18 protein-coding genes and 1 other annotated feature are annotated in these 12,798 nt (G+C 35.7%); of the genes, 2 read left to right on the top strand and 16 right to left on the bottom strand.

Going from position 1 to position 12,798, the window contains the following annotated elements:
• Positions 1–138: 138 nt before the first annotated feature.
• The 12 genes from rplL to ilvA form a co-directional block, all read right to left on the bottom strand.
• Entirely contained in the window at positions 139–504 is a 366-nt protein-coding gene (gene rplL, locus AT726_RS06645) for a 50S ribosomal protein L7/L12 (protein ID WP_055243042.1), read from the bottom strand.
• 63 nt (positions 505–567) lie between these two features.
• Positions 568–1,131, bottom strand: a complete 564-nt coding sequence (gene rplJ / locus AT726_RS06640; RefSeq protein WP_055305253.1) for a 50S ribosomal protein L10 — start codon at positions 1,129–1,131, stop codon at positions 568–570.
• Between the two features lie 24 nt (positions 1,132–1,155).
• Positions 1,156–1,307 (bottom strand) — a sequence feature (ribosomal protein L10 leader region).
• 11 nt (positions 1,308–1,318) lie between these two features.
• Positions 1,319–2,014, bottom strand: a complete 696-nt coding sequence (gene rplA / locus AT726_RS06635; RefSeq protein WP_055243046.1) for a 50S ribosomal protein L1 — start codon at positions 2,012–2,014, stop codon at positions 1,319–1,321.
• Positions 2,015–2,093: 79 nt separating this feature from the next.
• The gene (gene rplK / locus AT726_RS06630) at positions 2,094–2,519 is read right to left on the bottom strand and encodes a 50S ribosomal protein L11 (protein WP_055243048.1); all 426 of its coding nucleotides are present in this window, start codon (positions 2,517–2,519) and stop codon (positions 2,094–2,096) included.
• Positions 2,520–2,641: 122 nt separating this feature from the next.
• Positions 2,642–3,178, bottom strand: a complete 537-nt coding sequence (gene nusG, locus AT726_RS06625; protein ID WP_055243049.1) for a transcription termination/antitermination protein NusG — start codon at positions 3,176–3,178, stop codon at positions 2,642–2,644.
• Positions 3,179–3,190: 12 nt separating this feature from the next.
• A complete protein-coding gene (gene secE / locus AT726_RS06620) occupies positions 3,191–3,370 on the bottom strand; it encodes a preprotein translocase subunit SecE (RefSeq protein WP_055243051.1) in 180 nt (59 codons plus the stop codon).
• Between the two features lie 22 nt (positions 3,371–3,392).
• A complete protein-coding gene (gene rpmG / locus AT726_RS12560; protein WP_081448230.1) occupies positions 3,393–3,542 on the bottom strand; it encodes a 50S ribosomal protein L33 in 150 nt (49 codons plus the stop codon).
• Between the two features lie 71 nt (positions 3,543–3,613).
• A complete protein-coding gene (locus AT726_RS06615) occupies positions 3,614–4,216 on the bottom strand; it encodes a sigma-70 family RNA polymerase sigma factor (RefSeq protein WP_055243052.1) in 603 nt (200 codons plus the stop codon).
• An 18-nt stretch (positions 4,217–4,234) separates the two neighbouring features.
• On the bottom strand, positions 4,235–5,089 hold the full coding sequence (gene rlmB, locus AT726_RS06610) for a 23S rRNA (guanosine(2251)-2'-O)-methyltransferase RlmB (RefSeq protein ID WP_082417956.1): 855 nt from the start codon (positions 5,087–5,089) through the stop codon (positions 4,235–4,237).
• Complete coding sequence (locus AT726_RS06605) at positions 5,089–5,511, bottom strand: Mini-ribonuclease 3 (RefSeq protein WP_237297005.1); 423 nt, start codon at positions 5,509–5,511, stop codon at positions 5,089–5,091. The genes rlmB and AT726_RS06605 overlap by 1 nt, the downstream gene beginning before the upstream one ends.
• Before the next feature lie 191 nt (positions 5,512–5,702).
• Entirely contained in the window at positions 5,703–7,043 is a 1,341-nt protein-coding gene (gene cysS / locus AT726_RS06600; RefSeq protein WP_055275524.1) for a cysteine--tRNA ligase, read from the bottom strand.
• A 63-nt stretch (positions 7,044–7,106) separates the two neighbouring features.
• Positions 7,107–8,321: a threonine ammonia-lyase gene (gene ilvA / locus AT726_RS06595; protein WP_082411201.1), complete on the bottom strand. Its 1,215-nt coding sequence runs from the start codon at positions 8,319–8,321 to the stop codon at positions 7,107–7,109.
• A gap of 176 nt (positions 8,322–8,497) precedes the next feature.
• Here ilvA and AT726_RS06590 point away from each other — a divergent pair, with 176 nt between their 5' ends.
• A complete protein-coding gene (locus AT726_RS06590; protein ID WP_055243058.1) occupies positions 8,498–8,872 on the top strand; it encodes a RidA family protein in 375 nt (124 codons plus the stop codon).
• A gap of 14 nt (positions 8,873–8,886) precedes the next feature.
• On the opposite strand, the gene AT726_RS13025 is transcribed toward AT726_RS06590, so the two are convergent.
• Entirely contained in the window at positions 8,887–9,060 is a 174-nt protein-coding gene (locus AT726_RS13025; protein WP_201023041.1) for a hypothetical protein, read from the bottom strand.
• Positions 9,061–9,243: 183 nt separating this feature from the next.
• On the opposite strand from AT726_RS13025, the gene AT726_RS06585 reads away from it, so the two are divergent.
• A complete protein-coding gene (locus tag AT726_RS06585; RefSeq protein WP_055305257.1) occupies positions 9,244–10,431 on the top strand; it encodes an MFS transporter in 1,188 nt (395 codons plus the stop codon).
• Between the two features lie 22 nt (positions 10,432–10,453).
• Here the strand turns inward: AT726_RS06585 and gltX are convergent, their stop codons facing one another.
• The 3 genes from gltX to AT726_RS06570 all read right to left on the bottom strand — a co-directional run bounded on the left by gltX (position 10,454) and on the right by AT726_RS06570 (position 12,787).
• Positions 10,454–11,890 (bottom strand): glutamate--tRNA ligase, encoded by a 1,437-nt coding sequence (gltX, locus tag AT726_RS06580; RefSeq protein ID WP_068759270.1) that lies wholly within the window; start codon positions 11,888–11,890, stop codon positions 10,454–10,456.
• A 201-nt stretch (positions 11,891–12,091) separates the two neighbouring features.
• Positions 12,092–12,577, bottom strand: a complete 486-nt coding sequence (ispF, locus tag AT726_RS06575; protein ID WP_055275520.1) for a 2-C-methyl-D-erythritol 2,4-cyclodiphosphate synthase — start codon at positions 12,575–12,577, stop codon at positions 12,092–12,094.
• Positions 12,578–12,595: 18 nt separating this feature from the next.
• The gene (locus AT726_RS06570) at positions 12,596–12,787 is read right to left on the bottom strand and encodes a hypothetical protein (RefSeq protein ID WP_055243067.1); all 192 of its coding nucleotides are present in this window, start codon (positions 12,785–12,787) and stop codon (positions 12,596–12,598) included.
• Between the last annotated feature and the right edge of the window lie 11 nt (positions 12,788–12,798).

Genomic DNA, 12,798 nt, shown 5'->3' with positions numbered 1-12,798 from the left:
ATATGAACATTTTTACATGCTCTATTATTGCCATGTTAAAGTAAATTATTACATTATATGTTTATGAAATAAAAACCTGAGGCGATAAACACACTCAGGTTTTTATTTATATTTCAGCGAAACTTATATTAAAGTTAATTATTTAACTTCAACAGTAGCTCCAGCTTCTTCTAATTTAGCTTTTAATTCTTCAGCTTCTTCTGGAGAAACTTTTTCTTTGATTGGAGCAGGAGTTCCGTCTACTAATTCTTTAGCTTCTTTTAATCCTAATCCAGTGATTTCACGAACTACTTTGATAACACCGATTTTTTTAGCTCCAGCGTTTGTTAAGATTACATCTACTTCAGATGGTCCAGCAGCAGCTTCAGCTCCACCAACAACAGCTACAGGAGCAGCAGCAGTTACACCAAATTCTTCTTCGATAGCTTTAACTAATTCGTTTAATTCTAAAACTGACATTTCTTTGATCGCTTCGATCATTTCAGCAGCAGTTAATTTTGCCATTTTATTTTCCTCCTTCAAATTAGGGATTTTTCCCTTTTAGGTTAATTGTTTAAATTTCAAAAATTATTCAGCAGCAGCTTCTTCAGCCACTTCAGTTGTTTCAGCAGCAGCCTCAGCTACAGGTGCTTCAACACCAGCTTCTTTTTGTTCAGAAACAGCTTTAACAACACATGCCATATTGCGCATTGGAGCTTGTAATACAGAAAGTAACATAGATAATAAACCTTCGCGGTTTGGTAATTTAGCTAATTCCATAACTTGCTCTAATGAAGCAACAGATCCTTCGATTAAACCAGCTTTTAATTCTAAAGCTTGGTGTTCTTTAGCGAAGTTGTATAATACGCGTGCAGGTGCAACAACGTCTTCTTTAGAGAATGCAACAGCAGTTGGACCAACGAATGCTTCACCTAAACCTTCGAATCCAGCTTCAGTCACAGCACGACGAGAGATATTGTTTTTTAATACTTTAAATTCAACACCTTCAGCACGTAATTGTTGACGTAATTCAGTTACTTCAGCAACAGTTAATCCGCGGTAATCAACAACTACTAAAGAAGCTGATTCTTTGAATTGCGCTGCATACTCAGCAACTAATTGAGATTTCATTTCGATTGCAGTAGCGCTCATTATTCACACCTCCTATGTTCGTCTAAGTCCGTAGAAAAACCCTTTTACCCACTAAAATGTGGACAGAAGGGTGTAACTAAGGCATGAAAATAAATAATATATATATATATCCAAAACCTCGGTAGGATCATTAAGCCAAAGGCCCCTACTGTCTACGGTAATTCTATTCAATTATCAATAAGAAAAATTATTTTTCTAATGATTCAGATGCAACTTTGATACCAGGTCCCATAGTTGAAGAAACAGCGATGTTTTTCACGTAAGTTCCTTTAGCTGCAGATGGTTTAGCTTTTAAAATAGTATCGAAGATAGCTTTGAAGTTTTCAACTAATTTTTGGTCTTCGAAAGATACTTTTCCGATTGGAACATGTACGTTACCAGCTTTATCAACGCGGTATTCTACTTTACCAGCTTTGATTTCATTAACAGCTTTAGTAACATCCATTGTTACAGTACCAGTTTTAGGGTTTGGCATTAAACCACGTGGTCCTAAAACGCGTCCTAATTTACCAACTTCAGCCATCATATCTGGAGTAGCTACAACTACATCGAACTCCATCCAACCTTGTTGGATTTTGTTGATCATATCGCTATCTCCTACGAAATCTGCTCCAGCCGCTTCAGCTTCTTTAGCTTTTTCACCTTTAGCGAATACTAATACTGAACGAACTTTCCCAGTTCCGTGAGGTAATACCATAGCTCCACGAATTTGTTGATCCGCTTTACGTGGGTCAACTCCTAAACGGAAAGCTACATCTACAGTTGCATCAAATTTAGCAACATTAGTTTTCTTAACTAATTCCACAGCTTCTTCTACAGAGTATAAAGTAGTAGAATCAACTAATTTTTTGGCTTCGATGAATTTTTTACCTTTTTTAGCCATTCTAAGTACCTCCTAAATTGTGGTTAACGGAATCTCCTCCCACAGATTTAGGTTGTAATCTACAACCTAAAACGGTAGATTAGTCTTCTACAACGATTCCCATTTGTCTTGCAGAACCTTCAATAATACGCATTGCAGCTTCTACTGTATTCGCGTTTAAGTCTGGCATTTTTTGCTCAGCGATAGCACGAATTTGATCTTTAGTTAAAGTAGCAACTTTTTCCTTGTGAGGTAAAGATGATCCACTTTGAATTCCAGCAGCTTTCTTTAATAAGTCTGATGCTGGTGGAGTTTTTGTAATGAATGTAAATGAACGATCTTCATAAACTGTGATTACTACTGGGATAATACTTCCCATTTGTTCACGTGTACGTTCATTGAATTCTTGACAGAATCCTTGAATGTTCGCACCTGCTTGTCCTAATGCTGGACCTACTGGTGGAGCTGGATTTGCTTTTCCTGCAGGAATTTGTAATTTAACAATACTTTTTACTGCTTTTGCCACGCGACACACCTCCTCTAAGTCCGTGATGTGGTTATTTGGGTGTTTCACCCTCCCACTTGATATGAATCTCATATCAACTACGATAGTTTATCACCTTTTTTTATATTAGGCAAGATTTTTTTTTATTCGACTTCACAAATTTGTCCGAAATCTAATTCGACTGGTGTTTCGCGTCCAAATAAATCCACTAACACACTAACTTTACCATGTTCTTTGTCGATTGATTCGATTTTTCCAACTTGTCCTGAGAATGGACCAGCTGCAACTAATACTTGTTGTCCAACTTCGATATCTAATGATACTTCGACACTTGTAACACCCATCTTCTTAAGAATTGGCATAATTTCTTCTGTTGGAAGCGGAACTGGACGAGTTCCTTTACCACTTGATCCTAAGAATCCAGTTACACCTGGTGTATTACGAACCATGTACCAAGAATCATCTGTATCGATCATTTCTACTAAGACGTAACCAGGGAAAGTTTTCTTTAACTTTTCTTTACGTACACCGTCTTTGATTGTTACTTCTTTTTCTTCCGGAATCAATACTCGGAAGATTTTGTCTTGCATATTCATTGTTTCAATACGTTTTAATAAGTTAGTCATTACTTTATTTTCATAACCAGCATACGTTTGAACAACATACCAACGTTTTTCCACTATCATGACCTCCTACCCTAGTAAACTCATTACTTGGGAAATCACTAAGTCAACAGCAAAGAAGAAGATTGATAATACAACTACGAAGATTAACACTTGTAATGTATATGTTTTCATCTCTTTTTCTGTTGGCCAAGCAATCTTCTTTAATTCAGCAGACACACCTTTAAAAAACCCTTTTACCTGACTCATCATGTAGCCCCCTATACTATTCTTATTTTGTTTCCTTATGCATTGTATGTTTTCCACAACGCTTGCAGAATTTTTTAACTACAAGACGCTCGCTGTGTGTTTGTTTATTTTTAACCGTTGAATAGTTGCGACTTAAACATTCGTCACAAGCTAAAATTACTTTTGTGCGCATTATTTGACCTCACAATTTTTATATCTTAACTTCATCTACTCTATCAAAAACAACCATCATTGTCAATAAAGCTAGCAACATTGCCCAGAAGATGAGTTTATTTTATTTAAATTCTTTAACTTACTTTTGCATCGACTCAAAGCATTATCTACTTTTTTAGGGGGCACACTCAGAATCGTTGCTATCTCAATATAATTATTATCTAATAAATAGTATTTCAAACACGTTTTTTCAAATTCAGATAAAATCCCCTTTTCTCTTAAAGCAAATTCGAGAAGTAGACGTTCATTCAAGGTGTTATGGTCTCTATCTAAATAATAATAGACTTGTGCCTCAGAAGCTATTGGTAAAACCGGATCACTATAATCAGTTAACAAATCTAAACCAGCGCTTCGTTTAGCTTTACGATATGCAGTCGTAATCGCATTTCGTACACATGTCATCGAATAAGAATAAAAACTAGCAATGGATGTTTCATCAAATGTATAAATCGATTTGATAAATGCCATTCGTCCTTCTTGAAAAAAGTCCTCGTAATCGAATCCAACTCCATAATAAGAAGAGGCGATTTTTCCAATTAGCGGCGAATATTTCTGGATGAGGATATCTAAAGCTGCTTCATTTTGTTCACGAACTAAGTATACCAACTCATAATCATTATATTCAACCTTCACCGTATTCCTCCTAAGACACTATTTAATAGGATTGCGTTTATTATAAATTTCGTACATTAATAAGGCAGCTGCCACTGATGCATTTAACGAAGTAACGTGACCACGCATTGGAAGATAAACTTTGAAATCACACGCTTCACGTACTAAACGACTCATTCCTTTTCCTTCACTCCCGATGACTAAACCTAACGGTAAACTAGCATCTAGTGTGCGGTAATCTTGTGCTTCACTCGCATCAGTTCCAGCAATCCAAAGTCCCGCTTCCTTTAACTGGTTAATTGCTACTGTTAAGTTAGCCACACAAGCCACTGGTACGTGCTCAATAGCACCCGTTGATAATTTAGCAACTGTGCTTGTTAATCCAACTGAACGGTCTTTACGAATAATAATTCCATCTACACCTGATGCATCAGCCGTACGTAAAATCGCTCCTAAGTTATGTGGATCCTCAAGACCATCTAAAATAAGAATGAACGCGGGTTCTTCTTTTTGAGTGGCCTTTTTGATTAAATCATTTAAAGGCATGTATGCATATGGCTCAACGATTGCTAAGACACCTTGATGATTTCCTTTAACATCATATTTATCTTTAGCCATTTGCTCAAACTTTTGCTTAGGTAATACTTTGCAAGAAATGTTTTGTTTCTCCACTAATTCCATTAATCCTGCATCATGTTGAGCAACCGCATCAGTAACAATCACTTCAAAGACTTTACGTTTTGATTCTAATACTTCATTCACCGTATTTTTTCCGTAAATAACTTCACGATTGCTATCTTTTTTAGAAATAGCTTTTCCTTCTTTTTTAGGAGCTTGTTTGTAATCACGTTTTGATGCTTTATCTTTTTTCGCACCTTTTACTGGTTTCGCCATTAGTTTGTCACCCCATCTTTAAATTCGATACTATAAGACACGATTTCATCTAATCGTTGTGCTTGTTCCGTTAAATATAAATACCCAATTAACGCTTCAAACGCTGTTGAATGGGTATAAGTTAACACATCCGTATTTTTAGGAACGGAACGACTTTTCGTATTACGTCCTTTTTTAACCACTTCTAATTCCTTCTCTGTTAAGAGATTTTGTTCTATTAAATAAGCTAAAGTCGTGGCTTGTGCATGAGCAGAAACATATTTGACTGCTAATTGATGCAGACGATTTGGTTTATTAATCCCACGTCTACAAAGCATCTCACGAACTTTTAAGTCATAGTACGAGTCTCCCACAAAGGCTAACATCGTACTATTCATTTGATTTACTTCCATCTTCTCACGCGCCTTTTCTAATATCGTCATTATTATACACTAAATCATTATCTTTTAACGAAAAAGCCAATTCAAACCGTGACTTTCACGAATTCGAGTCATTTCTACGAAAAACTCTAATCTTCTCTTCTAATAAATGGCACTAAACATGAACTCTTTTCTTAAATTCAATAAAAAAGACTCCATCCTTTCGAATGGAATCCTTATTATCATATCTCATTTTATAAAACATTTAAAGCCTGTAATTGTGCTCTTAGCTCATCTGCTTTCTTAAAGTCTTTCGCTTTGCGTGCTTCTTCCCAAGCTTTCATTAACTCGCGCTCTTCTAAAGTTAAACGTTTCTTACTTAAATCAAATCCAAAAATATAAGCCATATTTTGAAGTGTCATTAAGGCATATTTACAAGCTGCATCACTTGCTTTTGCACGCGTCATTTTATTAATTTCTTTAATCACACCGTATAAACTTGTAATCGCATTTGATGTATTGAAGTCATCTTCAAGTGCTAATGTAAATTGTTGCATTAAATTTTCAATCTCAGGAACGACCTCTCCTTCCACATCTAATGCTTCGGCTAAATCAAGTTTTAAATGTAATTGTTCAAACGTTGATTTAATTTTTTGCCACTCTTTAACTGCTAACTGAATATTTTCTTCTGTATAGTTAATTGGTTGACGATAATGAACTGATAACATGAATAAACGGAAGGCATTCGCATCAATTGCTTCAATTAAATCTTTAACATTAATGACATTTCCTAAAGACTTACTCATTTTTTCGTTATTTAAACCTAAACGTCCCACATGCATCCAGTAATTTGCTAAGCTATGACCATTCATACAGATGGATTGAGCAATTTCATTTTCATGATGAGGGAATTGAAGGTCTGTTCCACCACCATGAATATCAATCTTACCGCCAAATTCTTTTCCGATCATAACCACACATTCCGTATGCCAACCTGGGCGTCCCGCACCCCAAGGCGAATCCCATGTGATTCCTTTATCAGTTTTTTTCCATAACACAAAGTCTAATGGGTTCTCTTTTTTAGAATCTTCTGCGATACGAGCTCCAACTTCTAACTCTTCAATTTTCTTTCCTGATAATTGACCATACTCACGTACTTTATCAATACGGAAGTACACATCTCCATCAACCGCATAAGCAAATCCACGCTCAACTAATTCATGAATGAACTGAATCATCTCATCCATATTTTCAGTTACTTTTGGCATTGAAGTGAATGGTAAAGCATTTAATAGCTGATTACATTCTAAAAAGTAATTTAAATATTTTTCAGCAATCTCTGCTTCAGTTACTTCTTCTTCAATGGCACGGTTAATAATTTTATCATCCACGTCTGTTACGTTTGAAACAAACTCAACCTCATATCCTAAATATTTAAAATAACGATGAACTAAGTCGAAAAATAATACAGGACGTGCATTTCCAATGTGAATATAGTTATACACGGTTGGTCCACAAATATACATTTTTACCTTATTTTCTTCAATCGGTTTAAATTCTTCTTTCTCACGCGTATACGTATTATAAATTAACATTGTGAGTCCAACTCCTATCTTTCTAGATGTTATCTTCATTTTAATATATTTCGATTAAAATGGCTAGTTAGTATACTCAATCTCATATCCTGTTTCAATCAGTTTTTGAATTAAGCGTTGTTTATGCTCAACATCTAGTGTTTCAACCACAACTGTCACTTCTAAGTCATACATTGATACACCTTCTCGATGACGACTTTGACGAATGACTACCACATTCCCTAATTCTTCGGCGATTGTGTTTAAAAAGGCACTTAATTCTCCGGGCTTATGATTAATGGACACTTTAATTTCTGTTCGTCGTCCAGTCGCAATCATTGCATGATTAATGATACTTTCAATTAGGTTAATATCAATATTTCCTCCAGAAAGAACAGCACCCACTTTCTGACCTTTAAGATCTAACTGACCTGAAAGCATAGCAGCAACTGAAACAGCACCCGCTCCTTCACAAACAAGGTTACAATTCTCGAGTAACAATAAAAAGGCTTGCGAAATTTCTGTTTCTGATACAGTCACAATCTCATCAACGTATTGTTGAATTAAAGGAAACGTTAAATCACCGGGTCTCCCAACCGCAATCCCATCTGCAATCGTCTTATTTACAGGAATTGATTCAATATGACCACTTCGAACTGACTCATACATTGAAGGGGCATTCTTTGTTTGAACGCCAATGACTTTAATATTTGGATTAATGCTCTTAACGGCTAAAGCAATCCCTGACGCAATCCCTCCCCCACCAATTGGTACTAAAATAACATCTAAATCAGGTTGCTCCTTTAAAAGTTCAAGTCCAATCGTTCCTTGACCTGCAATAACATAAGGATCATTAAAGGGATGAACAAACGTTGCCCCAGTTGCTTCTTTAATTTCTAATGCTTTTTGATAAGCCTCATCGTAAACTTCTCCTTCTAAAACAACCTCACCCCCGTATTTACGTGTCGCATAAATTTTTGCAAATGGCGCACTCTTAGGCATGACAATCGTTGATTTAATTCCTAGCTTAGTTGCACTAATCGCAACACCTTGTGCGTGATTACCCGCACTTGACGCAACAACTCCACAAGCTTTTTCTTCATCTGATAAATGAATCATTTTATTATAAGCGCCTCGAATTTTAAATGATCCTGATTGTTGAAGATTTTCTAATTTTAAATAAACTTCTCCTCCTGTTAAATCGCTTAAAGATTCAGAGTAACAAAAATCAGTCTCTTTAATAATATTTCTAAAGTTTCTTGCCGCCTCTACTATCATTTGAAATGTTACAGTTTCCACTTCAATTCCCTCCATTAAACCACTTATCATTCATCCTATATTTTCCACTTATAATTTATCTTTATTGTATCACACAATATATCGAATCATAACTCTTAAAACCATTATATGGATATGTTATAATGAAAATGATAAGTGCATTTAAAAATCCCAATCATACTCAAGGAGGAAATCAAATGAAAGTTATTGCAACACCAAATGCCCCTCAAGCCATTGGACCTTACTCTCAAGCCATTGAAGCAAATGGAACATTATATATCTCTGGTCAAATCCCACTTGATCCACAAACGATGGAATTTGTATCTGATGAGATCGAAGCTCAAGCACATCAATGTTTAAAAAATATTCAAGCGATTCTAACAGAAGCGGGATATGGTTTAGAAAATGTTGTGAAATGCGGAATCTTCTTAGCAGATATGAATGATTTTGCTGTGGTTAACACGGTTTATGGGCAATATTTCTCTGAACATAAACCTGCTCGTGCTTGTGTTCAAGTGGCTCGTTTACCACGTGATGCCAAAATCGAAATTGAAGCAATTGCTGTTAAATAATTTAAAAGGAACCGTCAAACGGTTCCTTTTTTGGTTCTGTGGATAACTTGTTTATTCTTTTCAATATATAGTTTTAATGCTTGATTAGCTCTGACTAAAGCAGTAAAGACTAACACCCAAAACCAAACAATCAAACCTAATACTCCTAATCCAATGATAGAGGTAAACAGTCCACCTATTAAATTCATCTTATTCTCTCCCCTCAATTTTTTTAAAACTACCTCATATATACTCACCCTTCTAATAAGATATTCACTTTTGATAAATTAAAAAAGAATTTTCAATGACATCCCTTACTTTTAGATGTTTTCTACATAAATTCCCTCCAAGAATCTAATCCTAATGAAGACACTAGATTTGGAGGTTAATATATGTCAAATAGACTTAAATTTCGTAAATATCTAGTCTTAGCCGCTTGTTTTTTAATCATGGCTGTTTCATTCAGTATTATCAATAACATTACGTCTTTATTTATCGATCCTGTGACAAAGCATTTAAGACTTTCGATTTCATCGTTTTCCTTTGTGTTTACGATTGGTGCCATTACAACAGCCTTGATGTCTCCTGTCATTGGTCAACTAATTTCGAAAGTTCCACTTAAAGCCATCATGTCACTAGGTGCGATTCTAGCCGGTGGCGGCTTTTTCTGTTATTCGTTGGCCACTGAGATTTGGATGTTCTATGTGATTGCTGTTATTGTTGGAATCGGAACATCGTGTTTAACAGTCATTCCTATTTCGACTGCTATAACACACTGGTTTGAAGATAAAAAAGGGATGGCACTTGGAATTGCGATGGCAGGTGCGGGAACAGGATCATTCATTTGGATGCAAATTGTTTCAAGAATGCTAACTGATCTTTCTTATCAAGAAACTTATGCCATCTTAGGTTTGATTATTTTAGTTGTTTGTCTCCCACTTACCCTTTTTGTGATGAAAATGCCCCCTGATACAACGATAGAAGCTAAAAAGAAAGAGAAAATCTCCTATAAGGATATTCACTGGAGCATGCAATTGATTCTATTCGCTTTGGGCTTATTTTTACTTGGCGTCAATATTTCAGGAACTAAAATGCATATCCAACCTTATTTAACTCACCTCGGTCACCCCTTAACGTTTAATGCAAATGTCGGTTCAACACAAGCCATTTTTGCTTTATTAGGCAACTTAATTGGCGGGTATGTTTTCGATAAATTAAACTTACGCAACTCTATTATCATTTTTGTATCAATGAGTCTTTTGAGTTACATTTGTTTAATTTATGGTGCATTCGCACCTTTATTGTTTGTTTTCGCAGCTTTGTTTGGACTGTGCTTATGCCTTCCCTCAATGCTTCCATCTTATGGAACCAGTGCTTTGTTTGGTAAAGAGCACTATGCGATGCATCTAGGATTTATTAATATGATTTTCACATTTGGTGGCGCACTAGGGCCAATGATTTCAGGATTTATTGCTGATCACTTAAACTATACCTTAGTTTGGGTAACGTACTTTGCTTTAACCGTTCTCTATTCGATTTTCTTATTAATTTCTTTAAGGTCAAAAAAACCTCAGACTTAATCTGAGGTTTTTTTGTCTTATATTAGATAAATTTCTCAATACGAGAAATAACTGTGTCTTTTCCTAATAAGGCTAAAGCTTTTGGTAAATCTGGACCATGCATTTGTCCTGTTGTTGCAATACGGCAAGGCATGAATAACATTTTCCCTTTAGCTCCGCTTGCTTTTCCAGCTGCTTTAACAGCTGCTTGGATTCCTTCAGCAGTGAAATCTTCTAAAGCTTCTAATTGTTCTTTGAATGCTTTTAATGTATCAGCAACACCTTCTTGAGCAATAAATGCTTGTGTTTCTTCATCTAATGTTAATTCTTCTGAGAAGAATTCATCGTATAAGTCAACGATTTCAGCACCGTATGATAAACGATCGTGGAATAAAGAAACTAATTCAACAGCCCATTGATGTGTGCGTCCTTCTAAAATTCCCGCTTCAACTAAGTGAGGCATACATAATTCTAATAACTCTTCCGCTTCTAAAGCTTTGATATAACGGTTATTGATGTAAGCTAATTTAGCTTTATCAAATGTTGAAGGTGATTTAGATAAACGTTTTTCATCGAATAATTCGATTAATTGTTCATGAGATAAAATTTCTTCTTCGATTCCTGGAGACCATCCTAATAAAGCAATGAAGTTGAATAATGCTTCTGGTAAGTATCCCATGTTTGCATATTGCTCAATGAATTGAACAGTATCTTTATCACGTTTTGATAATTTCTTACCATTTTCATTAACGATTAATGTCATGTGAGCAAATGTTGGTACATCCCATCCAAAAGCACGATAAACCATCATTTGTTTGGGTGTATTTGTAATATGTTCTTCTCCACGGAACACGTGAGTGATTTTCATTAAATAGTCATCCACAACAACGGCAAAGTTGTAAGTTGGGATTCCATTACTTTTCATAATGACCCAGTCACCGAAGTCTTCTGAGTTGAATGAGATTTCACCACGAACGATATCATTGAACGTATAAACTTCATTTTCAGGAACTTTAATACGAACAACATATTCTCCACGTGCCTCTAACTCAGCTAATTCTTCACCTGTTGCATTTAAACAACGACGAGAGTAATGAATATTATCATGGCCATGAGTTGACATTGCTTCGCGTTCTGCCTCAAGCTCCTCACTTGTACAATAGCATTTATAAGCTAATCCTTTTTCGATTAACTCATCTACATATTTACGGTAAATATCTAAACGCTCTAATTGGCGATATGGTCCATACTCCCCACCAACATCAAATGATTCATCCCATTCAATACCTAACCAACGTAAGTAGTTCATTTGAGATTCTTCTCCACCTTCTACGTTACGTTCAATGTCAGTATCCTCAATACGTAAGATAAAATCTCCACCGTGGTGTTTAGCAAATAAATAATTGTATAATGCCGTTCTAGCATTTCCGATATGTAAAAATCCTGTTGGACTTGGTGCATAACGAACACGAACTGTCATAATCTTGCCTCCTAATTAAAATACTACTTTTATTCTTTTCATATTATATACGATTGAAACAAAATATTAAATATTTTCACAGAAAAAAAGCTAAAGTCAACCTTTAGCTTTCAATCTCTTATAAGGAGTTTCACCTCTTTAGTATAACAGGCACTAAACATTAAAAAATGAAGTTCTTGTTAAAATCATGTTAAACCTTGATTAATTGGCACCTTTTTTAAATAATAAGACCACGCATTCAGCTGCAATTCCCTCTTCACGCCCAACGAAGCCTAATTTCTCACCACGAGTTGCTTTAACATTGACTTGATCCAAATTAGCGTCTAAATCTATTGCCAAATTTGCACGCATCGCATCAATGTGTGGTCGCATTTTAGGGCGCTCTGCATAAATCGTCGCATCTAAGTTCCCAAGAACATATCCAGCTTCATCCATCATCGCTTTCGCCCCGCGAAGTAAGACACGTGAATCAGCTCCTTTATATTGTGGGTCAGTATCTGGAAAATGCGCACCGATATCACCTCTCGCTAAAGCACCAATAATGGCTTCTGTTACCGCATGACAAAGCGCATCTGCATCACTATGACCTAGAAGTCCTTTCGTATGCTCAATTTCAACTCCACCTAAAATTAGCTTTCGTCCTTCGACTAGTTGATGAATATCCGTTGAATGTCCAATTCGAATCATCCTTATCTCTCCTTCCTGTTAATCAAATAAATCCTCTAAATCAATTAAACCTAGTGAATATTGTTCAATTAACTCAGAAACAGCCCCATATTGAAGACTTTGTTTAATTGTTGGATTATAAAAAGTGGCTGATACAAAGCTAACTACAATAATCACAATAGATGCAATACTAGAAATAATTAAATAACGTTCTAAACCCTTCTTTCGCATGTAAGTCACCA

The sequence above is a fragment of the Turicibacter sp. H121 genome, from assembly GCF_001543345.1.
GTDB classification, from domain to species: Bacteria; Bacillota_I; Bacilli_A; order MOL361; family Turicibacteraceae; genus Turicibacter; species Turicibacter bilis.
This window is presented reverse-complemented; position numbering and strand designations above follow the sequence as displayed.

What these genes read in the sequence shown, in the direction of transcription:
- rplL (WP_055243042.1), bottom strand. Translation starts at nt 504, where the DNA reads ATGGCAAAATTAACTGCTGCTGAAATGATCGAAGCGATCAAAGAAATG.
- rplJ (WP_055305253.1), bottom strand. Translation starts at nt 1,131, where the DNA reads ATGAGCGCTACTGCAATCGAAATGAAATCTCAATTAGTTGCTGAGTAT.
- rplA (WP_055243046.1), bottom strand. Translation starts at nt 2,014, where the DNA reads ATGGCTAAAAAAGGTAAAAAATTCATCGAAGCCAAAAAATTAGTTGAT.
- secE (WP_055243051.1), bottom strand. Translation starts at nt 3,370, where the DNA reads ATGAGTCAGGTAAAAGGGTTTTTTAAAGGTGTGTCTGCTGAATTAAAG.
- rpmG (WP_081448230.1), bottom strand. Translation starts at nt 3,542, where the DNA reads ATGCGCACAAAAGTAATTTTAGCTTGTGACGAATGTTTAAGTCGCAAC.
- rlmB (WP_082417956.1), bottom strand. Translation starts at nt 5,089, where the DNA reads ATGGCGAAACCAGTAAAAGGTGCGAAAAAAGATAAAGCATCAAAACGT.
- AT726_RS06605 (WP_237297005.1), bottom strand. Translation starts at nt 5,511, where the DNA reads ATGACGATATTAGAAAAGGCGCGTGAGAAGATGGAAGTAAATCAAATG.
- cysS (WP_055275524.1), bottom strand. Translation starts at nt 7,043, where the DNA reads ATGTTAATTTATAATACGTATACGCGTGAGAAAGAAGAATTTAAACCG.
- AT726_RS06590 (WP_055243058.1), top strand. Translation starts at nt 8,498, where the DNA reads ATGAAAGTTATTGCAACACCAAATGCCCCTCAAGCCATTGGACCTTAC.
- AT726_RS13025 (WP_201023041.1), bottom strand. Translation starts at nt 9,060, where the DNA reads ATGAATTTAATAGGTGGACTGTTTACCTCTATCATTGGATTAGGAGTA.
- AT726_RS06585 (WP_055305257.1), top strand. Translation starts at nt 9,244, where the DNA reads ATGTCAAATAGACTTAAATTTCGTAAATATCTAGTCTTAGCCGCTTGT.
- gltX (WP_068759270.1), bottom strand. Translation starts at nt 11,890, where the DNA reads ATGACAGTTCGTGTTCGTTATGCACCAAGTCCAACAGGATTTTTACAT.
- ispF (WP_055275520.1), bottom strand. Translation starts at nt 12,577, where the DNA reads ATGATTCGAATTGGACATTCAACGGATATTCATCAACTAGTCGAAGGA.
- AT726_RS06570 (WP_055243067.1), bottom strand. Translation starts at nt 12,787, where the DNA reads ATGCGAAAGAAGGGTTTAGAACGTTATTTAATTATTTCTAGTATTGCA.